26 protein-coding genes are annotated in these 23,665 nt (G+C 70.6%); 8 read left to right on the forward strand and 18 right to left on the reverse strand.

The window, feature by feature from the left end; all coding sequences use genetic code 11:
* Nucleotide 1: 1 nt before the first annotated feature.
* On the reverse strand, nucleotides 2-754 hold the full coding sequence (locus BM228_RS26615; RefSeq protein WP_092045318.1) for a YggS family pyridoxal phosphate-dependent enzyme: 753 nt from the start codon (nucleotides 752-754) through the stop codon (nucleotides 2-4).
* A 375-nt stretch (nucleotides 755-1,129) separates the two neighbouring features.
* Here BM228_RS26615 and leuS point away from each other — a divergent pair, with 375 nt between their 5' ends.
* Genes leuS through BM228_RS26630 form a run of 3 tightly spaced genes read left to right on the forward strand, consistent with a single transcriptional unit; the run spans nucleotide 1,130 to nucleotide 4,179 of the window.
* On the forward strand, nucleotides 1,130-3,712 hold the full coding sequence (leuS, locus tag BM228_RS26620; RefSeq protein ID WP_092045320.1) for a leucine--tRNA ligase: 2,583 nt from the start codon (nucleotides 1,130-1,132) through the stop codon (nucleotides 3,710-3,712).
* 10 nt (nucleotides 3,713-3,722) lie between these two features.
* The gene (locus BM228_RS26625) at nucleotides 3,723-4,010 is read left to right on the forward strand and encodes a DUF4258 domain-containing protein (protein ID WP_092045322.1); all 288 of its coding nucleotides are present in this window, start codon (nucleotides 3,723-3,725) and stop codon (nucleotides 4,008-4,010) included.
* The gene (locus tag BM228_RS26630; RefSeq protein ID WP_092045325.1) at nucleotides 3,982-4,179 is read left to right on the forward strand and encodes a DUF2283 domain-containing protein; all 198 of its coding nucleotides are present in this window, start codon (nucleotides 3,982-3,984) and stop codon (nucleotides 4,177-4,179) included. Before BM228_RS26625 ends, BM228_RS26630 begins: the two co-directional genes overlap by 29 nt.
* Before the next feature lie 8 nt (nucleotides 4,180-4,187).
* On the opposite strand, the gene BM228_RS26635 is transcribed toward BM228_RS26630, so the two are convergent.
* Genes BM228_RS26635 through BM228_RS26645 form a run of 3 tightly spaced genes read right to left on the reverse strand, consistent with a single transcriptional unit; the run spans nucleotide 4,188 to nucleotide 6,717 of the window.
* A complete protein-coding gene (locus BM228_RS26635; RefSeq protein WP_342030184.1) occupies nucleotides 4,188-5,003 on the reverse strand; it encodes an ABC transporter substrate-binding protein in 816 nt (271 codons plus the stop codon).
* Nucleotides 5,000-5,749, reverse strand: a complete 750-nt coding sequence (locus tag BM228_RS26640) for a TerC family protein (protein WP_092045329.1) — start codon at nucleotides 5,747-5,749, stop codon at nucleotides 5,000-5,002. The genes BM228_RS26635 and BM228_RS26640 overlap by 4 nt, the downstream gene beginning before the upstream one ends.
* Nucleotides 5,746-6,717: a lipid kinase gene (locus BM228_RS26645; RefSeq protein WP_244537320.1), complete on the reverse strand. Its 972-nt coding sequence runs from the start codon at nucleotides 6,715-6,717 to the stop codon at nucleotides 5,746-5,748. Before BM228_RS26645 ends, BM228_RS26640 begins: the two co-directional genes overlap by 4 nt.
* A 278-nt stretch (nucleotides 6,718-6,995) precedes the next feature.
* On the opposite strand from BM228_RS26645, the gene BM228_RS26650 reads away from it, so the two are divergent.
* From BM228_RS26650 to BM228_RS26660, 3 genes are all read left to right on the forward strand, one after another.
* Nucleotides 6,996-7,832 (forward strand): hypothetical protein, encoded by an 837-nt coding sequence (locus BM228_RS26650; protein WP_092045334.1) that lies wholly within the window; start codon nucleotides 6,996-6,998, stop codon nucleotides 7,830-7,832.
* A 120-nt stretch (nucleotides 7,833-7,952) separates the two neighbouring features.
* The gene (locus BM228_RS26655) at nucleotides 7,953-9,185 is read left to right on the forward strand and encodes a thermonuclease family protein (protein ID WP_092045336.1); all 1,233 of its coding nucleotides are present in this window, start codon (nucleotides 7,953-7,955) and stop codon (nucleotides 9,183-9,185) included.
* Between the two features lie 122 nt (nucleotides 9,186-9,307).
* Nucleotides 9,308-10,348 carry an aldose epimerase family protein gene (locus BM228_RS26660; protein ID WP_092045338.1) on the forward strand — a complete coding sequence of 347 codons (1,041 nt, stop codon included), beginning with the start codon at nucleotides 9,308-9,310 and terminating at the stop codon, nucleotides 10,346-10,348.
* 15 nt (nucleotides 10,349-10,363) lie between these two features.
* On the opposite strand, the gene BM228_RS26665 is transcribed toward BM228_RS26660, so the two are convergent.
* On the reverse strand, nucleotides 10,364-10,795 hold the full coding sequence (locus BM228_RS26665) for a nuclear transport factor 2 family protein (RefSeq protein WP_092045340.1): 432 nt from the start codon (nucleotides 10,793-10,795) through the stop codon (nucleotides 10,364-10,366).
* A gap of 125 nt (nucleotides 10,796-10,920) precedes the next feature.
* Here BM228_RS26665 and BM228_RS26670 point away from each other — a divergent pair, with 125 nt between their 5' ends.
* On the forward strand, nucleotides 10,921-11,613 hold the full coding sequence (locus tag BM228_RS26670) for an ArsR/SmtB family transcription factor (RefSeq protein ID WP_092045342.1): 693 nt from the start codon (nucleotides 10,921-10,923) through the stop codon (nucleotides 11,611-11,613).
* Nucleotides 11,614-11,625: 12 nt separating this feature from the next.
* On the opposite strand, the gene BM228_RS26675 is transcribed toward BM228_RS26670, so the two are convergent.
* The 6 genes from BM228_RS26675 to BM228_RS26700 all read right to left on the reverse strand — a co-directional run bounded on the left by BM228_RS26675 (nucleotide 11,626) and on the right by BM228_RS26700 (nucleotide 17,822).
* Complete coding sequence (locus BM228_RS26675; RefSeq protein ID WP_092045382.1) at nucleotides 11,626-12,369, reverse strand: NADH dehydrogenase ubiquinone Fe-S protein 4; 744 nt, start codon at nucleotides 12,367-12,369, stop codon at nucleotides 11,626-11,628.
* Between the two features lie 70 nt (nucleotides 12,370-12,439).
* Complete coding sequence (locus BM228_RS26680; RefSeq protein WP_092045344.1) at nucleotides 12,440-12,793, reverse strand: hypothetical protein; 354 nt, start codon at nucleotides 12,791-12,793, stop codon at nucleotides 12,440-12,442.
* A 16-nt stretch (nucleotides 12,794-12,809) separates the two neighbouring features.
* On the reverse strand, nucleotides 12,810-13,226 hold the full coding sequence (locus BM228_RS26685; protein WP_092045346.1) for a hypothetical protein: 417 nt from the start codon (nucleotides 13,224-13,226) through the stop codon (nucleotides 12,810-12,812).
* Nucleotides 13,227-13,335: 109 nt separating this feature from the next.
* Nucleotides 13,336-13,875, reverse strand: coding sequence for an Hsp20/alpha crystallin family protein (locus tag BM228_RS26690; RefSeq protein ID WP_092045349.1), 540 nt, complete (start codon nucleotides 13,873-13,875; stop codon nucleotides 13,336-13,338).
* A gap of 147 nt (nucleotides 13,876-14,022) precedes the next feature.
* A complete protein-coding gene (locus BM228_RS26695) occupies nucleotides 14,023-14,547 on the reverse strand; it encodes an Hsp20 family protein (RefSeq protein ID WP_092045351.1) in 525 nt (174 codons plus the stop codon).
* A 596-nt stretch (nucleotides 14,548-15,143) separates the two neighbouring features.
* Entirely contained in the window at nucleotides 15,144-17,822 is a 2,679-nt protein-coding gene (locus tag BM228_RS26700; RefSeq protein ID WP_092045353.1) for a DNA translocase FtsK, read from the reverse strand.
* 159 nt (nucleotides 17,823-17,981) lie between these two features.
* Here BM228_RS26700 and mtnA point away from each other — a divergent pair, with 159 nt between their 5' ends.
* Nucleotides 17,982-19,082, forward strand: coding sequence for an S-methyl-5-thioribose-1-phosphate isomerase (gene mtnA, locus BM228_RS26705; RefSeq protein WP_092045354.1), 1,101 nt, complete (start codon nucleotides 17,982-17,984; stop codon nucleotides 19,080-19,082).
* A 30-nt stretch (nucleotides 19,083-19,112) separates the two neighbouring features.
* On the opposite strand, the gene BM228_RS26710 is transcribed toward mtnA, so the two are convergent.
* From BM228_RS26710 to BM228_RS26740, 7 genes are all read right to left on the reverse strand, one after another.
* Nucleotides 19,113-19,400 carry a type II toxin-antitoxin system RelE/ParE family toxin gene (locus BM228_RS26710; RefSeq protein WP_092045356.1) on the reverse strand — a complete coding sequence of 96 codons (288 nt, stop codon included), beginning with the start codon at nucleotides 19,398-19,400 and terminating at the stop codon, nucleotides 19,113-19,115.
* Nucleotides 19,397-19,636: an acetyltransferase gene (locus BM228_RS26715; protein ID WP_092045358.1), complete on the reverse strand. Its 240-nt coding sequence runs from the start codon at nucleotides 19,634-19,636 to the stop codon at nucleotides 19,397-19,399. The genes BM228_RS26710 and BM228_RS26715 overlap by 4 nt, the downstream gene beginning before the upstream one ends.
* Before the next feature lie 110 nt (nucleotides 19,637-19,746).
* Nucleotides 19,747-20,790, reverse strand: a complete 1,044-nt coding sequence (locus tag BM228_RS26720; protein ID WP_092045360.1) for an aldo/keto reductase — start codon at nucleotides 20,788-20,790, stop codon at nucleotides 19,747-19,749.
* A 60-nt stretch (nucleotides 20,791-20,850) separates the two neighbouring features.
* Nucleotides 20,851-21,840 (reverse strand): MaoC/PaaZ C-terminal domain-containing protein, encoded by a 990-nt coding sequence (locus BM228_RS26725; RefSeq protein WP_092045361.1) that lies wholly within the window; start codon nucleotides 21,838-21,840, stop codon nucleotides 20,851-20,853.
* A gap of 30 nt (nucleotides 21,841-21,870) precedes the next feature.
* Nucleotides 21,871-22,968, reverse strand: coding sequence for a redox-regulated ATPase YchF (gene ychF / locus BM228_RS26730; protein WP_092045363.1), 1,098 nt, complete (start codon nucleotides 22,966-22,968; stop codon nucleotides 21,871-21,873).
* Between the two features lie 9 nt (nucleotides 22,969-22,977).
* Entirely contained in the window at nucleotides 22,978-23,427 is a 450-nt protein-coding gene (locus BM228_RS26735) for a PIN domain-containing protein (protein ID WP_092045365.1), read from the reverse strand.
* Nucleotides 23,417-23,650, reverse strand: coding sequence for a hypothetical protein (locus tag BM228_RS26740; RefSeq protein ID WP_092045367.1), 234 nt, complete (start codon nucleotides 23,648-23,650; stop codon nucleotides 23,417-23,419). Before BM228_RS26740 ends, BM228_RS26735 begins: the two co-directional genes overlap by 11 nt.
* Nucleotides 23,651-23,665: the final 15 nt, after the last annotated feature.

The raw sequence follows: 23,665 nt of genomic DNA on the forward strand, positions 1-23,665 counted from the left end.
CTCACACCTTCCGAGTCCGAGCCCCGAAAATCGCCGTCCCGACCCGGACATGGGTGGCGCCCTGCTGGATCGCCGCCGGAAAATCCGCGCTCATGCCCATGGAGAGGATCGGCAGGTTGTGCTCCCGGGCCAGCCGGGCGAGCAGGGCGAAATGGGCCGAGGGCGGGTCCTCCGCCGGCGGGATGCACATCAAGCCCTGGATCGCGAGCCCGTGGGTGTCGCGGCACTCGGCCAGAAGGGTGGCGAGCTGGTCCGGCAGGACCCCGCCCTTCTGCGGCTCGGCGCCGGTATTGACCTGGATCAGCAGCTTCGGGGCGCGGCCCGAGCGCTCGATCTCCTTGGCGAGCGCCGCCGCAAGCGACAGCCGGTCGAGGGAGTGGATCACGTCGAACAGGGCCACAGCCTCACGGGCCTTGTTGGATTGCAGCGGTCCGACGAGATGCAATTCGACATCCGGGTAGCGGGCGCGCAGGTCCGGCCATTTCGCGGTGGATTCCTGGACGTAGTTCTCCCCGAACACCCGGTGCCCCGCCTCCAGGGCCGGGACGATGCCCGCCGCCGGCACGGTCTTGGAGACCGCCACGAGCTGCACCGCCGCCGGATCGCGATCCGAATCCTCGGCCGCCTGCGCGATGGCGGCCCGGACCTCGGCGAGCCCGGCGGCGACATCGGCCTCGCCGACCGGCAGCTTGGCGGTCGGCTGCCCCATCCCGTCCGTGGGGGGGGCATTCGAGTCGGTGATCGCGTCGTCCATCGCGTGCCTGTCCTGTCGCTGCCGGACCCGTCCCAGGAGAAGGGTGATCCAACCCACCCCCTCATCCTGAGGTGCCCGGCGATCGAAGATCGCTGGGCCTCGAAGGAGCCCTCCAGGGATCGCGCGGCCGGCTGGAGGCCTCCTTCGAGGTCTCCGCTTCGCTCCGCCGCCTCAGGATGAGGGGGATGGGTGGGACCGACCTGATGCGGGCCCTCTCATGAATCGTGTGCTGCCCGCCGACCTATGCCGTTGCGCGTCCCGCGCAAGCCCGGAGCCATGCATCCGTTGACCGGCTCCGGCGCAGATATGCTACTGGGCCGCAACGTGCCGCGGCTTTCCCCGATCAGCCGCCGAGCCCCTGACCCAGCCGGATCCATGACCAGCACCGCCCCCTCCGCCGTCGAGCGCTACAACGCCAAGGATGCCGAGCCCCGCTGGCAGGCCGCCTGGGCGGAGCAGAAGCTGTTCGAGACCGACAACGCCGACCCGCGTCCGAAATACTACGTGCTGGAGATGTTCCCGTACCCGTCGGGGCGGATCCATATGGGCCACGTGCGCAACTACGCGATGGGCGACGTGGTCGCCCGCTACAAGCGCGCCCGGGGCTTCAACGTGCTCCACCCGATGGGCTGGGACGCGTTCGGGCTGCCGGCCGAGAACGCCGCCATGGAGCGCAAGGTCAACCCGCGGGACTGGACCTACGCCAACATCGCCTCGATGCGCGACCAGCTGAAGGCCATGGGCCTGTCGCTCGACTGGAGCCGGGAGATCGCGACCTGCGATCCCGATTACTACAAGCACCAGCAGCGCATGTTCCTGGACTTCCTGGACAAGGGTCTGGTGACCCGGCGCACCGCCAAGGTGAACTGGGACCCGGTGGATCACACCGTGCTGGCCAACGAGCAGGTGATCGACGGGCGCGGCTGGCGTTCCGGCGCCCTGGTCGAGCAGCGCGAGCTGACCCAGTGGTTCTTCAAGATCACCGATTTCGCCGAGGACCTGCTCACCGCCCTGGACGGTCTGGATCGCTGGCCGGAAAAAGTCCGGCTGATGCAGAAGAACTGGATCGGCCGCTCCGAGGGGTTGGAAGTCCGGTTCGCCCTGGCCCGGCCACCGGCCGGCGCGGCCGAGTCCGTGACGGTCTACACCACAAGGCCCGACACGCTGTTCGGCGCCCGGTTCCTGGCGATCGCCGCCGACCATCCGCTGGCCGCGACCTTGGCGGCCAACAATCCCGACCTCCAGGGCTTTATCGAGGAATGCCGGCGCACCGGCACCGCCCAGGCGGCGATCGACACTGCGGAAAAACTCGGCTTCGACACCGGTCTCACCGTGCGCCATCCCCTCGATCCGGCCTGGGAGCTGCCGGTCTACGTCGCGAATTTCGTACTGATGGACTACGGCACCGGCGCGGTGTTCGGCTGCCCGGCGCACGACCAGCGCGACCTCGACTTTTCCAACAAGTACGGGCTCGGCAACGTCCCGGTGGTCTGCCCCGAGGGGCAGGATCCGGAAGCCTTCCTGATCACCACCACCGCCTATGTCGAGGACGGGCGGATGATCAATTCGCGCTTCCTCAACGGCATGACCACCGACGAGGCGTTCGAGGCCGTGGCGCGCCGGCTGGAAGCGGAGGGAGTCGCCAGGCGCAAGGTCCAGTTCCGCCTGCGCGACTGGGGCGTCTCGCGCCAGCGCTACTGGGGCTGCCCAATCCCGATCATCCATTGCGAGAGCTGCGGCCCGGTGCCCGTGCCGGTGCCGGATCTGCCGGTGAAGCTGCCGGAAGAGGTGTCCTTCGACCAGCCCGGCAACCCGCTGGAGCGGGACCAGGCCTGGCGCAACGTGCCGTGCCCGAAATGCGGTGCGCCGGCCCGGCGCGAGACCGACACGATGGACACGTTCGTCGATTCGTCCTGGTACTACGCCCGCTTCACGGCGCCCTGGCTCACCGACGCCCCCACCGACCGGGCCACGGTCGATCGCTGGCTGGCGGTGGACCAGTATATCGGCGGCATCGAGCACGCGATCCTGCACCTGCTCTACGCCCGGTTCTTCATGCGGGCCATGCGCGAGACCGGCTGGGCCGGCGTCTCCGAGCCCTTCGCCGGCCTGTTCACGCAGGGCATGGTCGTCCACGAGACCTACAAGGACGCGGCCGGCGCCTGGGTGCCGCCGGCCGAAATCCGCTTCTCCACCGAGGAGGGCGAGCGCCGCGCGTTTCACGTGAAAACTCAGGCGCCGGTCGCGATCGGCCCGATCGAGAAGATGTCGAAGTCCAAGAAGAACGTGGTCGATCCGGACGACATCATCGCGAGCTACGGGGCAGACACGGCGCGCTGGTTCGTGCTCTCGGATTCGCCGCCCGAGCGCGACGTGATCTGGAGCGAGGAGGGCGTGCAGGGCGCGGCCCGGTTCATCCAGAAGGTCTGGCGCCTGGTCAACGCCGCCCAGGCGGCAACCGGCGACGGCGCCGCCGACCTCGCCCTGCGCAAGGCCGCCCACCGGGCCCTGGCCGCCGTGCAGGACGATATCGAGCGCCTGCGCTTCAATCGCTGCGTCGCCCATATCTACACCCTGGCCAACGCCCTCGAGGACGGGCTCCGAGGTCCGGTCTCCCGCGCCGCGGCGACGGAGGCGGCCGGCATCCTGGTGCAGCTCATCGCCCCGATGATGCCGCACCTGGCCGAGGAATGCTGGACGGCGCTGGGCCGCTCCGGCCTTACCGCGCAGGCCCCGTGGCCGGAGGCGGAAGCCGGGCTCCTGGTCGAAGACGAGATCACCCTGCCGGTCCAGATCAACGGCAAGAAGCGCGCGGACGTGACCGTGCCCCGCGACGCCGACGCCAAGGCGGTGGAAGCCGCCACCCTCGCGCTGGAGCCGGTGCAAAAAATCCTGGAGGGCAAGCCGCCGCGCAAGGTGATCGTCGTCCCGGGGCGGATCGTGAATCTGGTGGTGTGATGATCGCCCGATGCCCGCGCCGGCCTTCACCTACACACGCCATGCGCGGGAGAACCTGATCGACCGGGGGATCGCGAGCGAGCTGGTCGAACGCACGATCCTCGCGCCGGAGGCGACCGAACCGGACCCACGATATCCCGAGCGCGTGCGGGCCTACCGTGCCTGGCCTGAGCACGGGGGCCGCGTGCTCCGGCTCGTTTACGTCGAGGAGCTAGCGTTGACTTACCGGGTCATCACGCTCTTCCTGGATCGCGGCTGGAGGCGAAGACGTGAAAGTCCGATACGATCCGGAGGCTGATGCCCTGTATCTGCGCCTCGCCGACGCCCCCGTGAGCGAGAGCGAGGAGGTGCGGCCGGGGATCGTCCTGGATTTCGACGCGGAGGGCCGTGTCGTCGCCATCGAGATCCTCGACACGAAGGATCATCTCGCGGCTGGGGTTGATCTGGCCCAGCTCACGGCCGCCTGAATAGCGGCTCATGGCGCTGCCAGCCCGGCATCTTGCCCGTTTGCCTCCAGGCTCCGCGCGATGAATCCATCCGCCTTCGCCCACGCGAGAAACTTGGCCAGATAAGCTGCCCCCGCATCCCGGCCGACCGGCAGGCCCATCGCTTGCGGAATCGCCATGAAATGCCCCGGCAGCAGCCGCACCTCCTTGTGTGCGGCCGCGTAGGCGGCGAGCGGCTGATGGACCCCGGCGGCGACGTCGAGGCCGTCCCGGGCGAAGGCCGTGATCGCCTCGGCCGAGGTCGGCGCCCGCACCAGGGTGGCGTGGCGCAGCGCGCGAGTCAGGAACAGGTCGTAGGCGCTGCCGCGACCCACCGAGACGCGCACGCCGTCGCGATCGACCGCCTCCGCGGTCCGGATCGACGAGGCGGCCGGCACGAGGTAGCTGCCGGCGATCAGCACGTAGGGCGCGGTGAAGGCGATACCCTCGGCGCGCTTCGGGTCGATCGCCAGGAAGCCAATGTCCCAGGTCCCGGATCCGGCCGAGCCCGAAACGGCGCCCGCTCCGGGGAAGGTCACGAAGGCCACCGGCACGCCGAGTTTCTGCGCCAGCGCCCGGGCGAGATCGACCGAGACGCCAGCCGGGCCGTCCGCTCCGGACCGGGCCAGAACCGGATTGCCGAGGTTGATCGCCGCCCGCAGCGTGCCGGTGGGGGCGAGGTCGTGCAGGATCGCGGGCGAGGGCGTCATCCGGGGCTCCGCATGGGCCGGGGCGGAGACGAGCAGGGCGCACAGGGCCGCGGCGATCCGCATGGTCAGTCCCGTTTCAAGAGCACGCGCGCTCAAGCCTGTTTCTGGCCTCCGCCCGCCACCCGCCGGCGCCCGCGGGCCAGCATGTTGAGGCCTTCCACAGCGGCCGAGAACGCCATGGCGGTGTAGATGTAGCCCTTCGGCACATGCGCCCCGAACCCTTCCGCGATCAGCGTCATGCCGATCATGATCAGGAAGCCCAGCGCCAGCATCACCACGGTCGGGTTGCGGGCGATGAAGGCCGAGAGCGGCTCGGCCGCGACCAGCATGACGATCACCGCCACCACCACGGCCACCATCATCACCGGCACGTGCTCGGTCATGCCCACCGCGGTGATGATCGAGTCGATCGAGAAGACGAGGTCGAGGAGCAGGATCTGGCCGATCGCCGCGCCGAACCCGATCGAGCCGCCGGCCGGCTTGGTGTCGGTGGTATCGGGATCGACGCTGTGATGGATCTCCTTGGTGGCCTTCCACAGCAGGAACAGGCCGCCGCCGATCAGGATCAGGTCGCGCCAGGAGAAGTCCTGGCCCAGCACCGAGAAGACCGGCTCGGTCAGGTGCACGATGAACGCGACCGTGCCCAGAAGCCCGAGCCGCAGGATCAGGGCCAGCCCGATCCCGATCCGCCGCGCCCGGGTCTGCTGGTCCGCCGGCAGCTTGTTGGTCAGGATCGAGATGAAGATCAGGTTGTCGACGCCGAGCACGACTTCCATCACCACGAGGGTCGCGAGGGCGACCCAGACGGCCGGCTGGCTGGCGAGCTGGATTAGGTCGGTCACGGGTCGGGCGTCTCGCTGGTCGGGAACAGGCGACTGCCGAGGGTGGTGAGGTCGAACGGACCGGGCCGGCTCGCCGGCTCGGGGGCGAAGACCCGGAGGATTTTCGGAAAAACCTTGAAATGCGCGGGGGTGTGCGTGGTCAGCTCGCCATCGGTGTTCACCGGCCGGGGCTTGCGCGTGGAGATCGTGATCTCCCGAGTCTGGAAGGCGCGCACGTCGGCCGCGCGCCCATGGGTGCCCCGGCGCAGGGCCGGCAGGAGCGCGATCAGCCGCCACCAGTGGGTGACTTCCAGGCTGTAGAAATCGAGCTTGCCGTCGTCGACCGTGGCGGTCTCCTCGACGGTCATGCCGCCGCCGTAATGCCGGCCGTTGCCGACCGAGACCTGGATCGTCGTCACCTTCTCAACCGTGCCGTCATGCTCGATCGTGACGGTGAACGGCCGCACCCGGCGCAGGACCCGGATGGCCGCGACCGCGTAGCCCAGCACCCCCCAGGTCTTCTTGGATTCGGCGGTCAGCTCGCCCGCGAGCTCGGCCGAGAAACCGATGCTGGCGACGTTAAAATAATAGTGGCCGTTGACCCAGCCGAGATCGACCGGCCGCGCCTCCGCCGTCGGGATGAACCGGGCCGCCGCCAGGGGATCGAGCGGCAGGCCGAGGGAGCGGGCGAGGTCGTTGGCCGTGCCCAGCGGCAGGATCGCCAGCGGCAGGCCGCTCTCCACCAGGGCAGGTGCGGCCGTGTTCATGGTGCCGTCGCCGCCGCCGAGGATCACCAAGTCGACATCCTTGGCCTTGGCGTGGGCGCGGATCTCGTCGCGGCAATCGGCGTCCGGGGGCGGCTCCACAGGCTCGATGCCGCCGGCCCGAAGGATTCCCCGCACCTCGTCGAGGTCGAGGCTGCCGTTGCGGGCTTTGGCATTGCAGATCAGCAGCGCCCGGCGCGGGCTCGCGCTCATGCTCGCGCTCATGGCCGCCCCCGATGCGTCTGCGGGGTCGCCTCGGTCTCGGGTCGGGCCACGGGAACCTCGATGCGCAGGGCGAAAAAAAGCCTGAAACCGGTGACGGCCAAGATTGTCCCCACTTGGTAGCGAAACGGACGAACGCAACCCCGTCATCCACGCAATCCCCGGCTGGTGCCGGCTCTGCGAATCGGCAGAGTCGGAAGCGCGCCCACAACACCGGTGGAACCCCTTCGGCCTCTGGGCGCGTTCTCGTCACGTCCGCCCCGGCCGCCAGGAAGGCACCGATGCCCGCCACCCAACCCACCCGACCACGTGCCCTCGCGCTCGGCGTGATCCTGCCCCTGGCCTTCGTCGGCGCCGCCTCGGCCCAGCAAGGGGCTTCCGCGCAGAGTTCCTGGGTCGATCCGCCCGCCCGTGCTTCGACCGCTGCGCCGGCCAAGGAGCCCATGAAGGCCGCGACGCAGGAGCAGCCCAAGCCGCCGGCGGACGCGAAGGCGCCGGTCCGGCAGGCGGCCAAGCCCGACCCCGCGGAGGATGCCCTGCCCAAGTCCGCCTCGACCAGGGCCGCGGCTCCGAAGCGGGCCGCCGCCCTGGAGCGTCCGCCCGTCCGCGAGACCCTGCGGCGGCACGCCGCGCATCCCCGCCGGCTCGCCGACACCCCCGCCGCCGTGGCCCCGGCCCCGGCGCCGGTCTCCGCCGAGCGGGCCGCCATCGCCCGGGCGCTCGCGGCGAACTACCTCGCCACCGTCTCCAGCACAGGCGACACGATGGTCGGTACGGCGCCGCATTTCTACGCGACGCGGGTACGCTTCTACGGGCACCCGATCACCCTGGCCGGGCTGCTGGCCGAGAAGCGCAGCTTCGTCCAGCGCTGGCCCGAGCGCCGCTACGAGCCGCGGGCGATCCAGACGGCCTGCGATTCCGAGACCTGCACGATCCGCACGATCGTGGATTTCCGCACGGCGAATCCTGGTCGCGGTGCTATCTCCACCGGGGCAGCCGAGCTGGTCCTGGAGGTCAGCTTCGCGGGCCCGCGCCCCGTGATTGTGGGCGAGACCGGACGGGTCCTGCGCCGGAGCGTGCAGGCCGGCACCCTGGCTCCCTCGCCCGGCAAGGCGTAAGAGCGTCTCGCACAACGCCCGACCGGGCGCCGCCCTCCGCACAGCACGGCGCAGGGGGCGTTTCGTGAGAGGCTCTCAAGCGGATCCCGTGCGGCGCACGGCGATGCCGGGATCGGGTTTATGACGTCTTCAACGGTGGCGGCGGAACAGGAAGCGGGGCCGGCACGTCCGGCTCTCGACGATCCGGAGCGCGCCGGCCTCCGCGAAGCGATCCGTGCCGCGATCGCCCGGGCACGCCCGCGGCCGGTCTCCGTGCGGACCCTCGAACTTATGGCTGAGGCCGCGATCGTGCCCGGCGCCTACGGCTACCGGGTGCTCGACCGCCACGGTGTTCCGCGTCTGCGCCCGGGCTCCGCCGAGCCGATGACGCTGGCCGATTTCGTGACGGAGCTGCAGGCGCGGCACCCCGCCCTGTTCCTACCCCCGGACCCCGAGCCCGCGGCCGCACCCGCCGCCGAGGAGGCAAAGGATTCCCCGATCCTGACCGGCGCCTACGAGGTGAAGGCCGCCACCGCGCGCTTCGTCGAGCGCTCCACCGTGCAGGGGCGGGCGCTGGCGCAGAATGCGGCCGGCCGGTTCGCCACCCTGCGGACGGGATTGCGGACCCGGTTCAGCGGCCCCGCCGACGCGACCGCGGCGCCGGAGCGCGGCTCGGATCCGGTGGCCGCCTGGAACGAGGGTCCCGGCCGGCTCGGCGAATCTCTGCGCGATGGCCTGCCCAGACTGCGCGAGCGGCTCGGCTTCGGCGGGGGGAGCGGGGATGAGAGCGGCCGCCATCGGCGCTGGCTCGTCGGCACGAGCGCGGCCGCCCTGGTGGCGGTGATTGCGGCCGGGCTGGTCCTGGCCGGCCGCGAGCCCGAATCCACCCGTCCGACGACCACGCAGCCGCCACCCCAGGCGTCCAATGCGCCGACGGCGGCTCCGGCGAACCCTCCGGCGACACCGCCCGCGGCGTCCCAGCCCGCGCCCCCCGACACGGTCACGCCCCCGCCCGAGACCGGCGGCGATCCGGAACCCGACACGCCGCCGCCCGCGGCCAACGCCATCACCGGGCCGGCCCAGGTGATCGACACCGCCACCCTGAAGATCGGCGGCAAGGTCGTGCACCTGTTCGGCGTCGAGTGGGTGCGCGGCGGCCAGGCCGACGAGCTCGCCCGCTACCTCGGCGGCCGCCCGGTGACCTGCCTGCCGGCGCCGGGCAGCGAGAACATGAATTGCCAGGTGAACGGGCGCGATCTCTCCGAAGTCGTGCTGTTCAACGGCGGCGGCCGGGCCTCCCCGGAGGCAAGCCCCGAACTCGTCGCGGCCGAGGATCACGCCCGCAGCGAGCGGCTCGGAGTCTGGAAGCGCTAGGGGCTCTCGCCGTCGAAGCGGATGCCGGTTCGGCGACGCCCTTTCGCAGGGCTCTGCCCTGCACCCGCAAAAGGTCGACGACCTTTTGAAACCGGGACTTTGCCGAGAGCGGGGGAGGGGGCATGCCGGGTGACGTTTTCGGGCGAACCGCGGACGGGCGGACGGTCACCCGGCACGTCCTGGCCCGGGGAGACTTGCGGGTCCACATCATCGATTTCGGCGCGGTGATCACGGCAATCGAGGTTCCCGACCGGGCTGGCCGGAGCGCCAACGTCGTCCTTGGGCTCGATAGCCTCGCGGGTTACGAGACCGTCAGCCCGAGCTTCGGTGCCATCGTCGGGCGTTACGCCAACCGTATCGCGGGCGGACGCTTCAGCCTGGACGGCCAGACCTACCAGCTGCCGGTGAACGAGGGGCCCAACACCCTGCATGGCGGCGACCGGAATTTCGGAAAACATCTCTGGCACGTCGAGGTGGCCGACGACACGAGCCTCGCTCTGGCCCGCCGCTCGCCGGACGGCGAGGAAGGCTTTCCCGGCAACCTCGATGTCCGCGTGCGCTACAGCCTGCCCGAGGACGGCCTGCTGCGCCTCGATTACGAGGCTGTGACCGATCGGCCGACGATCCTGAACCTCACCAATCACAGCTACTTCAACCTGGCCGGTGAGGGGACCGGCAGCGTCCTCGACCACGTGGTCCGGATCGACGCCGACGCGTTCACCCCCACCGATGCGACCCAGATCCCCACCGGCGAGATCCGGCCGGTCGCCGGCACCCCGTTCGATTTCCGCACCCCGCACGCGCTGGGCGACCGCATCCGGGTCGGCGACCCGCAACTCGCCTTCGCCAAGGGCTACGACCACACCTTCGTGCTGCGCGGCCCCGCCGGGGCCCTGCGCCCGGCCGCGACCTGCATCGATCCGGTCAGCGGCCGTCGGCTCGACGTGGCGACCACGCAGCCGGCCCTGCAGCTCTACACCGGCAACAACCTGGACGGCACGCTGATCGGCCCCTCCGGCCGGATCTACCGCTCCGGCGACGGCGTCTGCTTCGAGACCCAGGGCTTTCCGGACGCCCCGAACCAACCGGGCTTTCCCTCCGCAATCCTGCGGCCGGGGGAGGTGTTTCGCGCGGTCACGACCTTCCGGTTCTCGGTGGCGTGAGCTGCTGACGGCGCATCACCGCGCCGATGCGTTCAGGCTCGGAGTGAGCGCCCGGAAGCCGACCCAGCCCCAGTAGACCCGATGGTGGGCGATGAGTCCGGCGGCGAGGTCCATCACCTCGACCAGATCGACCTGGTCGCCCTCCGGCGTGGCGCGCGGATATTCCCAGGTGATCTGGCGGCCGTCGGAGAAGAACGTGCCGGTGCGGTACCAGCGGCCGAGTGCGCTTCCGGGCTTGCGGAGCGCACCGTCGAAGAAGCGCCGGATCGCGGGCTTGCCGGTCAGGATTCCGGACGCGTCGATTCCCGATTCGGCCAGGACCAGCGGACTCTCCAGGATGGCGTCCTCGGCATAGAGGGCCATCAGGCCATCGATATCGCGGGCCAGCACCGTCGCGTGCCAGCGCTCGTAGATGCGGCGGATGTCGGCCTCGGGCGTCTCGGTCATGGCAACCTCGGATCGGATGCGATGACCGGGACCCTAGCGGCGGGGCGGCACGGATGCTTCGATGCGTGTCGAAGCATCCGCACCGCTTCGGTGGCATGGTGGGCCGGCTGCGCAGGAGATCGTCCATGAATCCGCACCCGAGCCTCGCCACAGCGGCGTTCCTGATCGCGGATCCGGCGCGGTCCGTGATGCTGATGCATCTGCTCGACGGAAAGGCGCGGCCCGCGGGCGAGCTGGCCTTCGCCGCCGGCATCACCGCGCAGACGGCGAGTTCGCATCTCGGCAAACTCTTGGCGGGCGGCCTGCTGGCGGTCGAGACCGAGGGGCGCCACCGGTACTATCGCTTGGCCGGCCCCCAGGTCGCCCTGGCGCTGGAGACGCTCGCGGCGATCGGCCCGGCAGCGCCCGTCCGGTCGAAACCCCTGAGCCGGGAGGCGCGGGAGCTGCGGTTCGCGCGCTGCTGTTACGATCACTTGGCCGGCCACCTGGGTGTCGCCGTCACGGGCGCCTTGCAGGCGCGCGGCTATCTCGTGCCGGCCGCGGGCAAGCGCTTCGACGTGCCCCCGGCCGGCGCGGCGTGGTTTGCCGGCCTCGGGCTGGAGGTCGACCGGCTGAGACCGGGCCGGCATGGGCTGGCCCGGCAATGCCTCGATTGGACCGAGCGGGAGCACCAACTCGCCGGTCCGCTCGGCGTGCAGCTGATGAGCCTGCTCTGCGCGAAAGGCTGGCTGCGCCGCTCCGAGACGACGCGCGCCGTGCAGGTCACGCCGACCGGCTGGACCGGCCTGAAAAAGGAACTCGGCCTCGATCCGGTCTGAGGCGCACGCGGCTTACGCCGCGAGAGCCATGTCCTCTGAATCCTCCTGCTGCGGGACCGGAACGGCGACCGCCGGGGCGGAGGGTTTCGGGCGCCAGGTCTCGCCGAGCGCCAGGAGCGCGGCCTTGACCGCTTCGAGTTGCGAGGGCTCGCCCTCGGCCATCCCTTCGGCGGCGGCGACCTCCTTCAGGTACTCGTCCCAGGCCCACCGGCGAAGAATTTCGCGCTTCCCTTCGCGTAGCATTCGCGGGTGATCGAGCACGGCGGCCGGCGTGGCGAAGACCGCCGCCGGATTGACCAAAGCCCGTTCCAGGTCCGGCCCGTCCGGAAAACCCGGCGGCGCGGCCGGCGCCTGTTTCCGGCCGAGCACCACCCGGAGCGGTGCCCGTTCGGGTCGGCGGCGGCCATCCGGGTGCTTGCGGGTCGCCGCCGCGGGCTCCGGCTCCGCGTCGTAGTCGAGGCCCTGGCGCTCCGCATACGCGATGGCCTGCGCCCGGGTCGGGAAGGTGAGCCGGACATCCGTGGCGAGCGGGTCGCTGCCGCCGGTCCAGCCCATCAGGGGCTCGATCTCGGGCGGCGTCTCGCGGGCGAAGGTTAGGACCCAGGTGCCTTCGCGGGCACGGCCCGACGTCTCAACGAGGCGCTGCTGGCGCCGGATCAAAGCCTTCCGGCCGGCGAGCCAAGGGGCGGCCGCGACGAAGGCGGGGGGATTGTTGTGTCCGATGCCGATGGTGCGATCCTGGATGGTCGTTGGCATGGTTGCCTCCTTGAAGCCAGGCCCGACGGCGTGACCGTCGAGCCGGCTCGACATGGGTGATGCGACGCGCTCAGGCGCTCAGCAGCCCGAGGCGCGCGGCGGATTGGACGCCGAAGCTCGCCGCGAAAGCGAGGAGGGCGGCGTCCCAGGCGGTGAGGTGCGTGGCGTTGGCCGGCGGCCCGGCCCGGGTGATCGCGGCGCCGAGCCAGACGAAACCCGACAGGCTCAGCAGGCCGGCCAGAACCCAGGGCATGGCCGGCGCCGGGCTCAGGGCGGCCAGCGCCAGGCAGAGGGCGGCGGACGCGATCCAGCCGGTGAGGATGGACCAGCTCGCCCGCCCCGCTTCCTCGGCCGGCAGGCCGGTCCGGCCGCGCCGGAGCCGGCTCGACCACCGATAGCGGTCCTTCAGGTCGAAGGTCGTCATCGTCTCCCTCCCGGTTTCAGTTCAGGACGGGATCCGGCGCCGCCGAGCCGCGCCGTCCGCGACGGCCGAGCACGACCGGGATCCGCGGCTGGCGCGTCGCGGGGGGGCTCGGGGCGGCGGCGCCGTCCAGGGCCTGGAGCGCGGCCAGGATGGCGTCGATCGGCACCGGCTCGGCCCGGCAGCCGGGAAGGCAGCGCAACGTCGGGCAGGACTCCACGGCGCGGGCGTCGGAGGCCCACGAGGCCAGGATCGCCCGCTTCTCGGCCCGCGACAGGCCGGGATAGGAAAGGACCTCGCGGGGATGCCGGAACACGTCGCCCGGCGCCACGAAGGCCTCGAACGGGTCGACCGCCGTCGCCCTCAAGTTGGCCGCGGCCATCGGGCCGAGGCGCTCGATAGGCGTGTCGATCGGGATGGTATCGATGGGCTGCATGCGACCCTCCTGTGCGCGTCAGCAAAGGTTGGGGCGGCCGGCAGGTCCGCGCTCGGTGGTCCTGCCGGTCCATGCCGGCCGCCGCATCATGCGTTCAGGCGAACCCGCCTCAATGGGCGGTCTTGTGGGCACCGTCCTTCTGGGCGCCGTCGCCGCTCTTGATGGCGATGCGGCGCCCCCGCTCCGGCACCTTCTCCGAGCGCGGCAGCGTCACGGTGAGCACGCCGTTCCGGAACGACGCCTCGACCTTGTCCTCCTCGACCGGGAAGGGCAGGGCGATGACCCGCTCGAAGCGACCGTAGCTGCGCTCGGAGTAGCCGCGCGCCTTGTCGGTGGTCTCGGCGCGCTTCTCGCCCCGCAGGGTCAGCACGCCGTCCTCGACCAGGAGCTCGACATCCTTCTCGTCGAGGCCGGGCAGCTCGGCCGAGAGCCGCAGCCCGCCATCCGCCTCCACCAGCTCGACATTGGGCCAGCCGAAGCTCCGGCCGCCTAGGCTCGGGACCGAACCGAACCCGGTGAACACGTCGTCGAACAGGCGGTTCACCTCGCGGTGGAGCGTCAGGAAGGGATTGGTCGCCTCGTTCGACAGGGCGGTCGGCGCCGGGGTGCCGGTGCTTCGGTTCCACGGAATCAGATCTCTCACGCTCATGGGGACCTCCTTAAGTTTGGTTTCATAGGCTTCTCATTCGGGTAGCCGTCGGCGGCCCGCGGGATTGCGGGTGCGCCAGGCCTGTCGTTCGTTCGATGCGGGGAGCCCGGGCGGCCCGCGGATCGGGCGGCCCGGACCCGGACGCGATCAGGCGGCCTTCACTTCGGCAACCTTGGCTTCCGCGACCTTGGGCTGGGCGACCTTGCCCTCGGCGATCTGCGCGGGAGCGTTGTCCTGCCCGGAGGTGGCCGTGACGCCGCCGATGGCGATGCGGCGGGGCTTCAAGGCCTCCGGCACCTCGCGCTTGAGCTCGACGGTCAGGAGCCCGTTCTCCAGGTTGGCCCCCACGACCTTCACATGGTCGGCCAGGTTGAAGGTCTGGCGGAACGTGCGGGCCGCAATGCCGCGGTGCAGGTACTGCCGCTCGGTCTCCGGCGTCGCCTTCTGGCCCGACACGAGGAGCACCGTGTCCTGCTGGGTCAGCTCGATCTCGTCCGGGGTGAAGCCCGCCACCGCCATGGTGATGCGGTACTGATCGTCCGCGGCCTTCTCGATGTTGTAGGGCGGCCAGGCGGCCGTGGTCTCGACGCGTTCGGCCTGGTTCAGCAGCTCGAACAGACGGTCGAACCCGATGGACGACCGGAACAGGGGCGCAACGTCGTAAGTCCTCATAACCACATCCTCCGTTGAGCAACGTGACTACAAGAGACGCCGGACACCAAGACCGGCGCCCAACTGGCGAGCCCATTTCCAGGCCTCGCACGCGCGTAACGTTTGCTTCGCGGCGCGGTTCCGCAAGAGGGTGCGGTTTTTTTGAAGGTGTTGGGCCTCGGCGGGGTAGGCGGGAAGCCTTGCGCTCTGCGCGCGGGGCGAAGCGGTTCACGCATTGCTACCGGATGAGACCGGGGGCGGACGTGCGTGTGTTTGCCTCCCCTTCTATGGACGACTGGACCCAGGCATCTCCGGACAAGGCGCGGGTCCCCTCTCCCGTGCGGGAGAGGGGGCCTGTCGCGACCTGCACAAGCCGCTGTTCACATGGCGCGTTCGGCATCGCGCGCTCGAAGGGCCGCGCTTTTCCCTCCCCCTTGTGGGGAGGGGTCAGGGGTGGGGGTGGTGCCGGATGAGGCACAGCGGTGCCTCCTGAGCCACCCCCACCTCCGGCTCCTCCCCACAAGGGGGAGGAGAGCGTGTCACGCTCTGGAAGGTGCGATTGGTGAACATCTTGCAGAGGCAGGAAAAATCCGCCCCTCGGCCAAGCCAAGCAAGTCTCAGCCCGCGGCATCCTCCAGAAGAATCTCCCGCTTGCCGGCGTGGTTGGCCGGGCCGACGATGCCTTCGGTCTCCATCCGCTCCATCAACGAGGCGGCGCGGTTGTAGCCGATCTGGAGGCGGCGCTGGATGTAGCTGGTGGATGCCTTCTGGTCGCGCAGAACCACCTGCACGGCCTGGTCGTAGAGGTCGCCGCCGGCCTCGCCGAAGGAGCCCTGGTCGAACACGGCGCCGTCGAGCTCCAGCTCGGCCGCGCCGGCCTTGCCCTTCCCGCCCTTCTCGGGGGCGGCCTCCTCGTCGTCGGCCGTGACGGCGTCGAGGTAGCTGGGGCGGCCCTGGCGCTTGAGGTGGGCGACCACGCTCTCGACCTCGCTGTCCGAGCAGAACGGCCCGTGCACGCGCGTCGTGCGCCCGCCGCCGGCCATGAACAGCATGTCGCCCTGACCGAGCAGCTGCTCGGCGCCCATCTCGCCGAGAATGGTCCGCGAGTCGATCTTGCTGGTCACCTGGAAGGAGATCCGGGTCGGGAAGTTCGCCTTGATCGTGCCGGTGATCACGTCCACCGACGGGCGTTGCGTGGCCATGATCAGGTGGATGCCGGCCGCGCGGGCCATCTGGGCCAGACGCTGGATCGCGCCCTCGATGTCCTTGCCGGCCACCATCATCAGGTCGGCCATCTCGTCGACCACGATCACGATATAGGGGAGGGGGGCGAGGTCCATGGCCTCGTCCTCGTAGATCGCCTCGCCGGTCTGCCGGTCGAAGCCCGTCTGCACGGTCCGGGTCAGCACCTCGCCGCGGGCGGCGGCCTCCGCCACGCGGGCATTGTAGCCGTCGATGTTGCGCACCGCGATCTTGGACATCTTCTTGTAGCGCTCCTCCATCTCGCGCACGGCCCATTTGAGGGCGATCACCGCCTTCTTGGGGTCGGTCACAACCGGGGAGAGCAGGTGCGGGATGCCGTCATAGACGGACAATTCCAGCATCTTGGGATCGACCATGATCAGGCGGCATTCTTCCGGCTTCAGGCGGTAGAGCAGGCTGAGGATCATGGTGTTGATCGCCACCGACTTGCCCGAGCCGGTGGTGCCGGCCACCAGCAGGTGCGGCATGCGGGCGAGATCGGCGATGATCGGCTCGCCGCCGATGTTTTTCCCTAAGCACAGGGCGAGCTTGTGCTTGCTCTCGGCGAAGTCCGTGGAGGCCAGGAGCTCGCGCAGGTAGACCGTCTCGCGCTTCGCGTTCGGCAATTCGATGCCGATGGCGTTGCGACCGGGGACCACCGCCACGCGGGCCGAAACCGCCGACATGGACCGGGCGATGTCGTCGGCGAGCGCGATCACGCGGCTGGACTTGGTGCCGGGCGCCGGTTCCAGCTCGTAGAGGGTCACGACCGGGCCGGGGCGCACGGCCAGGATGTCGCCGCGCACGCCGAAATCGCCGAGCGTCGCCTCGAGCAGGGTCGCGTTCTGCTCCAGGGCATCGGCCGAGACCTGGCTCGCCGGCGAGGGGCCGCGCGGGGCGGCCAGCAGGTCGAGGGCCGGCAGGGCGTAATCCTCCGGCCGCATCTGCGGCGCGGGCGCCCGGCGGGCCGGGACCGGCGCGGCGGCCGGCGGGGCGACCCGCGAGGCGGTGGGTTCCGGGGCGCGGGGCGGCGCCGGCCGGAAAGGGGCTTCGCGGGAAGGGGCCTCGCGGGAAGGGGCCTCGAACACGTCCGTCTCGTCATCCTCCGGGGGCAGGGCGGCCCGGCGGGAGGGGGCCGCGGGCTCGTCCGGCGCATCGAAGACCGGCTCGCGCCGCTCCGCGCCCGGATGCTGGGGGGACTCGGGCAGGTGCTCGGCCCAGGGCAGGTCCGCATCCGTGAAGGCGCGACGGGCGGCCAGCGCCGGCGAGGCGCTGTCGAACGGCTCGACCCGGCCGGTCCGCCAGGCCTCGATCCGCCGACCCAAGGCAAGGCGCATCCGCATCAGGCCCTGGGCGAGGGCGCCGATGCCCACGAGGCCGAGGCTCGGCTCGTCGGCATCCTCGCGCTCGTCCCGGCCGGAGGCGCGGCCCCGGGCGGGCTGCTGCCGAACGGGGTAGGGCTCGTCGTGGAAGGACTCCTCCTCGACGGCGCCGAACCGGCAGGCGCCGGTGAGGCTGAGGATCGCCACAGCCGCATAAACGAAGCCGACAAGATGGGCCGCCGCCGAGGACACGGCCCCGACGATCACCCGGGCCATCGACAGCAGGCCGTCCCCGGCCACGCCGCCGAGCCCGGTGGGGAGCGGCCAGCGGGCGGTGGGCGGCAGGGCGCTCGCCACCGCGCTCGCCGCGCAGAAGCCGATGATCCAGAGCGCCAGGCGCATGCCCCCCTGCGGCAGGTCGCGCTCCCGCATCAGCCGCACGCCCCAGAGCACGGGGGGCAGCACGAAGGCGAGGGCGCCGAGCCCCAGGATCTGCATGGCGAGATCGGCCACGACGGCGCCCGGCTGGCCGAGCACGTTGTGGGCCGGATGGTCGGTGGCGTGGTTCAGGCTCGGGTCGTCGATCGACCACGTGGCCAGGGCGACGGTCAGGGCGACCGCCCCGGTGAACAGCACGAACCCTCCGAGCTCCGTCAGGCGCTTGCCCAGGAAGGGGCGAACGCTGTCGACGTAAGTGTCGTAGGGCGACGCGGGACGGCGAAGCGAGCGCATGCGGGACCGGACGCGAACGGGGACTCTCGCCCGAGGCTAGTCATGCCGGCCTTAACGACCTGCTAAGGTTGAGGAAGCCTGACCCGGCGCCTACCGGGATCGCGCGGGAGCAGCCGCAGGGTGGTGCAAAAACCGCCCCGCTATGGCACAGAAACCGCCATGAATATCGACGGCACGCCCTATCGCACCATCTTCCCGGACCCGGACGGCGTCAGCGTCCAGGTGATCGATCAGACACGCCTGCCCTTCGCGTTCGAGCTGAAGCGCCTCGCCACGCTCGACGACGCGGCTTTGGCGATCCGCACCATGATCGTGCGCGGCGCGCCGCTGATCGGCGTCACCGCGGCCTACGGGCTGGCGCTCGCCATGCGGGCCGATCCCTCGATGGAGGGGATCGACCGGGCGGTGGCGACCCTCGCCGCCACCCGCCCGACGGCGATCAACCTGCGCTGGGCGCTGGACCGGGTCGCCGGCAACCTGCGGCAGATCCAGCCGGCGGAGCGCTTCGCCCGCGCCTTCGCGGAGGCCGGCCGCATCGCCGAGGAGGATGTGGCGAGCTGCCGCTCCATCGGCGCCCATGGTGGCCAGATCATCGCCGACCTGCACGCTGCCCATGGCGGGCGGCCGGTCACGGTGCTGACCCATTGCAACGCCGGCTGGCTCGCCACGGTGGATTGGGGCACCGCCTTGGCGCCGATCTACGCCGCCCACGAGCGCGGCGTGCCGGTGCACGTCCTGGTGGACGAGACACGGCCGCGCAGCCAGGGCGCGGCGCTCACCGCCTTCGAGCTCAACGGCCACGGCGTGCCGCACACGGTGATCGCCGACAATGCCGGCGGCCACCTGATGCAGCATGGCGGAGTCGACCTGTGCATCGTCGGCTCGGACCGGACCACGGCGGCGGGCGACGTCTGCAACAAGATCGGCACCTACCTGAAGGCGCTGGCCGCCCACGACAACCGCGTGCCGTTCTACGCCGCCCTGCCGTTCTCGACGATCGACTGGACGCTCCACGACGGCGTCAAGGAGATCCCGATCGAGGAGCGCGACGGCCGGGAGGTCACCCACATGACCGGCCGGCTGGCCGATGGCGGCTTCGCCACGATCGAGGTGGTCTCCCCCGGCAGCCCGGTGGCCAACCCCGCCTTCGACGTGACCCCGGCCCGCCTCGTGACCGGGATCATCACCGAGCGCGGCATCTGCGCGGCCAGCGAAGAGGGGCTGTACGGGCTGTATCCGGAGCGGCGCAAGGCGGCGTGAGGGCAGCGCGGGCTGCTGTCGTGTTCTGCTCTAGGACAAGCCGCCCGGCTTCCTGGACGCATGCCGGATCGCGAGGATCGCGATGGCATCCGCCGATGCGTCCAGACGGTAGAAGATCAGATACGGATAGCGGGGCAGGGCGAAACGACGGACACGGCGACGCCCCATTGGGCCGATCTCGGGATAGCGGCCGATGAGCACGAGCGCAGCCTGGATGGCCGTCTCGACATGCCGTGCGCCGCGCGGGTTGCGAGCCTCCAGATAGGCCGCGATCGCTTCCACATCGGATTGGGCTTGCGGGGTGAGGCGTAGCCTCATGGTGCATCGCGCACCCGTGCAAAGGCCGCTGCGATGATCTCGGTCGTCTCACCCTCTACGAACGCGCCGCGATCAGCCTGCTCCAGGCCGGCCGTGACGGCGGCCCTGTGCTCAGGCTCGACGTCGAGCGGCTCGGCGATCTGCGCCAGGCTGAGCATGGCCTGGGCGATGGTGTCCTGTTCGGCGGCGGACATCCGACGAACGGCCGCCACCGCCTTGTCCAGTAGATCCGTCATGGGCCGATCTCCCACAACACCATAGCAGGATCGGCCAGAATGACGCCAGAACGCGGTCGGGGCTGCCGTACCACGCGCACGATGAGCGTCGGACGGCGGCGTGAGCCGCCTCACCGCGCGCCGGGCCGGCCGGACTCGGCGAGCTGCTGAGCCCGGGCGTTCTGGCGCTCGAACATCCAGCCCGGATACTCGGCCGGCAGGGCGCTCACCGCGTCGAGGCGATCGAGCTCCTCCGCGGTGAGCTGGAGCTTTGTCGCGGCGATGTTGTCCTCGAGCTGGTCGAGGCGCTTGGCGCCGACGATGACGCTGGTCACCGCCTTGCGGTGCAGGAGCCAGGCGAGCGCCACCTGCGCCACCGAGACGCCCCGCGCCTCGGCGACATTCCGCATGGCGTCGATGCAGGAATCCGCACGGGGCCGGTCGACCGGCGGGAAATCGAAGCTCGCGCGCCGGCCCTCTCCCGTTCCGTCGGAATACTTGCCGCTGAGCAGGCCGCCGGCGAGCGGGCTCCAGACCAGCAGGCCGAGGTTCTCGGAGCGCAGCATCGGGACGATCTCCCGCTCCAGGTCGCGGCCCGCGATGGAATAGTAGGCCTGCAGCGTCTCGAAGCGGGCGAGCCCGGCCCGCTCGCTGATCCCGAGCGCTTTGACGATCTGCCACGCCGCCCAGTTCGAGACGCCGACATAGCGGACGTGGCCGTGCTGCACGAGGATGTCGAGGGCCCGCAGCGTTTCCTCGATCGGGGTCGCCGGATCGAAGCCGTGGACCTGATAGAGGTCGATATGGTCGAGCTGCAGCCGCTTCAGGCTCGCCTTGCAGGCGTCGATCAGGTGCAGGCGCGAGGCGCCGCGAGCGTTGGCGCCCGATCCCATGGGCCCGTAGCCCTTGGTGGCGACGACGACGCTGTCACGCGAGACCTTGAGGTCGCGCAGGGCTTGGCCGGTGATCTCTTCGGAGAGACCTTCCGCGTAGACGTCGGCCGTGTCGAGAAAGTTGATGCCGGCATCGAGCGCTCGCCCGACGAGACGCCCGGCTTCCGCTTGGTCGAGGGCACCGATCTGGCGCCACATCCCGCCGCCGCCGCCGAAGGTCATCGTGCCGAGGCAGAGCTCCGAGACGAACAGCCCCGTGTTGCCGAGCTTCTTCTGATACATGTGCGTGGGATCCCGTCCGTGTCCGTCGCGACAACGCGCGGGGGCGGGAACCGCTGCGCCTTACGGCTCCCAGCGATGGAACACCGCACTGTCGAACGAAAAGACGGGCTCGCCGCGCTGGTTCACACCGGTGTTGCGGGCAAAGGCCAGGCCCCAGCCGGGGCGGGACGCGGAGGCGCGCTTGTCGGTGAGCTTCGTGCTGAAGTGGACCGTGTCGCCTGCGTAGACCGGCTTCAGCCAGCGCAGATTCTTGAAGCCCGGGGAGGGGCCGGCTTCCGGGACGGGGCCGCGGGTCGCCGTGTAGGCGGCGTCGCGGGCGCGGGTGGTGAGCAGCCGGTTCATGTAGGCGGCGGTGGTGTGCCAGCCGGAGGCGCAGAGGCCGCCGAAATGGCTGCGCCGGGCCGCAGCCTCGTCGAGATGGAACGCCTGCGGATCGTAGGCCTCGGCGAAGGCCACGATCGCCGCGGCGCTGAACGGGTAGGCGCCGAGATCACGGACCGCGCCGATCTCGGCATCGCGTAGGAACGGCAGGATCTCGGCATCCTCCGGCTCGGTCACCGGCTCCGGCTCGCCGATCTCCACGGGGCGCGGGGGCAGGGGGTCGGTGCCGCGGCGGGCCAGCATGAAGGTGAAGCGCTGGGTCAGCACCGTCTCGCCGCGCTGGTTGCCGAGGGCGAGTTCCGCGGTCACGAAGCCGAGCCCCGGCTTCGAGGCCGAGTCGCGCATCCCGACGACCCGGAAGGTCAGCGTCAGGGCATCCCCGGGCAGGACCGGGGCCAGCCAGCGCAGCTCGTCGATTCCGGGCGCGCCGAGCGACGAGCCGCCCTGGAACGGTCCCGTCTGCAGCAGCCGCATCCCGAGGGCGGCACTGTGCCAGCCCGACCCGATCAGCCGTCCCGCGAAGGTCGCTTCGGCTGCCGCCTCGTCGAGGTGGAACGGCTGGAAGTCGAAGGCCCGCGCGAAACCGACGATGTCGTCGCGGCTGACCGTCAGGGGCTCACCGACGATCACGTCGCCGACGGAAAAGTCCTCGACCGCGGGGTCCGGCATGGCAGCCTCATCCAGGCAGGGAAGGTGGGCTCAGTTGGCGAAGCGGAAATGCAGCACGTCGCCGTCCTGCACCACGTATTCCTTGCCCTCGAGCCGCAGCTTGCCGGCATCCCGGGCGCCGGATTCGCCGCCGAGGGTCGTGTAGTCCTTGAACGCGATGGTCTCGGCGCGGATGAAGCCCTTCTCGAAATCCGAGTGGATCACCCCGGCGGCCCCCGGCGCGCGGGTGCCCTTGGTGATCGTCCAGGCCCGGGCCTCCTTGGGGCCGACCGTGAAGTAGGTCACGAGGCCGAGCAGATCGTAGCCGGCGCGGATCACCCGGTTGAGGCCGGGCTCGGTCAGCCCCACGGCCTCCAGGAACTCGGCCTGGTCGGCCTCCGGCATCACCGCGATCTCGCTCTCGATCTTGGCCGAGACCACCACGGCGACGGCGCCCTCGGCCTTGGCCCGGGCGAACACCGCATCCGAATAGGCGTTGCCCTTGTCGGCATCGCTCTCGTCGACATTGCAGACGTAGAGGACCGGCTTGGCGGTCATCAGCCCCAGCGACTGGAACAGTTTTTCCTCGTCCGGCTTGCGCTCGACGAGGCGGGCCGGCTTGCCCTCGCGCAGCAGCGGCAGGGCGCGGTTGACGAGGTCGAGGGTCTCCTTGGCTTCCTTGTCGGCGCCCTTGGCCTTCTTCTCCAGGGCGACGGCCCGGCGCTCCAGGCTGTCGAGATCGGCCAGCATCAGCTCGGTCTCGATGGTCTCGATATCGGCGGCCGGATCGACCTTGCCCTCGACATGGGTGACGTCGCCGTCGGTGAAGCACCGGACCACGTGCGCGATGGCATCGACCTCACGGATGTTGGCCAGGAACTGGTTGCCCAGGCCCTCGCCCTTGGAGGCGCCGCGCACCAGCCCGGCAATGTCCACGAAGGTCAGCCGCGTCGGGATCTTTTCCTTCGAGCTCGCGATCCGGACGAGGTCGTCCAGGCGCGGATCCGGCACCGCCACCTCGCCGACATTCGGCTCGATGGTGCAGAACGGGTAGTTCGCCGCCTGGGCGGCCGCCGTCTGCGTCAGCGCGTTGAACAGGGTCGACTTGCCGACGTTCGGCAGGCCGACGATGCCGCATTTGAAGCCCATGGATCGGTCCTAGTGTTCGGTCACGACGGCCTCGGGGCCGACCATGAAAGGGTTGAGGATGGTGGTGCCGCGGACCGTGCGGTCGTGCTGGTAACCCTCCGATAGAAGATAGCGGCACCCGGCGCGAATCGCGGCTGCGAGGATGACGCAATCCCACCACTGAAAGGCGGTTTCAGTCCGGATCGACCAAGCCAGCGTGATGAGTTCGACATCTGTCGCGCCCTGCGAGAAGGGTTGCAACTCCGTCGTCATGCGCCGCATCTCCGCGCCCTCCACGACGACCTTCCCGCGCAGGACCGCATTGTGGATCTCGCCGAGCACCTGCGGGCTCACCACAAGGGCCTCGCGAGCGGCGAGCGTCGCGAGCCAGTGCGTCGCCGTTCGTTGCTTATCCGGAAAACGGTCGTCTCGGGCATACAGGAAGACGTTCGTATCGACGAAGACCAGATCAGTCGTCATCGTACAGTTGGTCTCGGGTCGGAGCCTTCCCGTTTTCGTCCAGAACGTGAAGGGGCGGCCCGGCCAGGAACCGCTCGAGCGCCTCCCGCTGCGTCAGCGGCCGGCCGACGCGCTGCTCGACGGCCTCGGCGACGAAACGCGACAAGCTCTTGCCGTCGCGCGCGGCGGCGACACGCGCCCGCTGCAGCAGGGCCTCGCTCATCGTCACGGTGACGTTCTTCATCACAGCCTCCGCTGC

It is taken from the genome of Methylobacterium pseudosasicola (genome assembly GCF_900114535.1).
Taxonomy (GTDB): Bacteria; Pseudomonadota; Alphaproteobacteria; order Rhizobiales; family Beijerinckiaceae; genus Methylobacterium; species Methylobacterium pseudosasicola.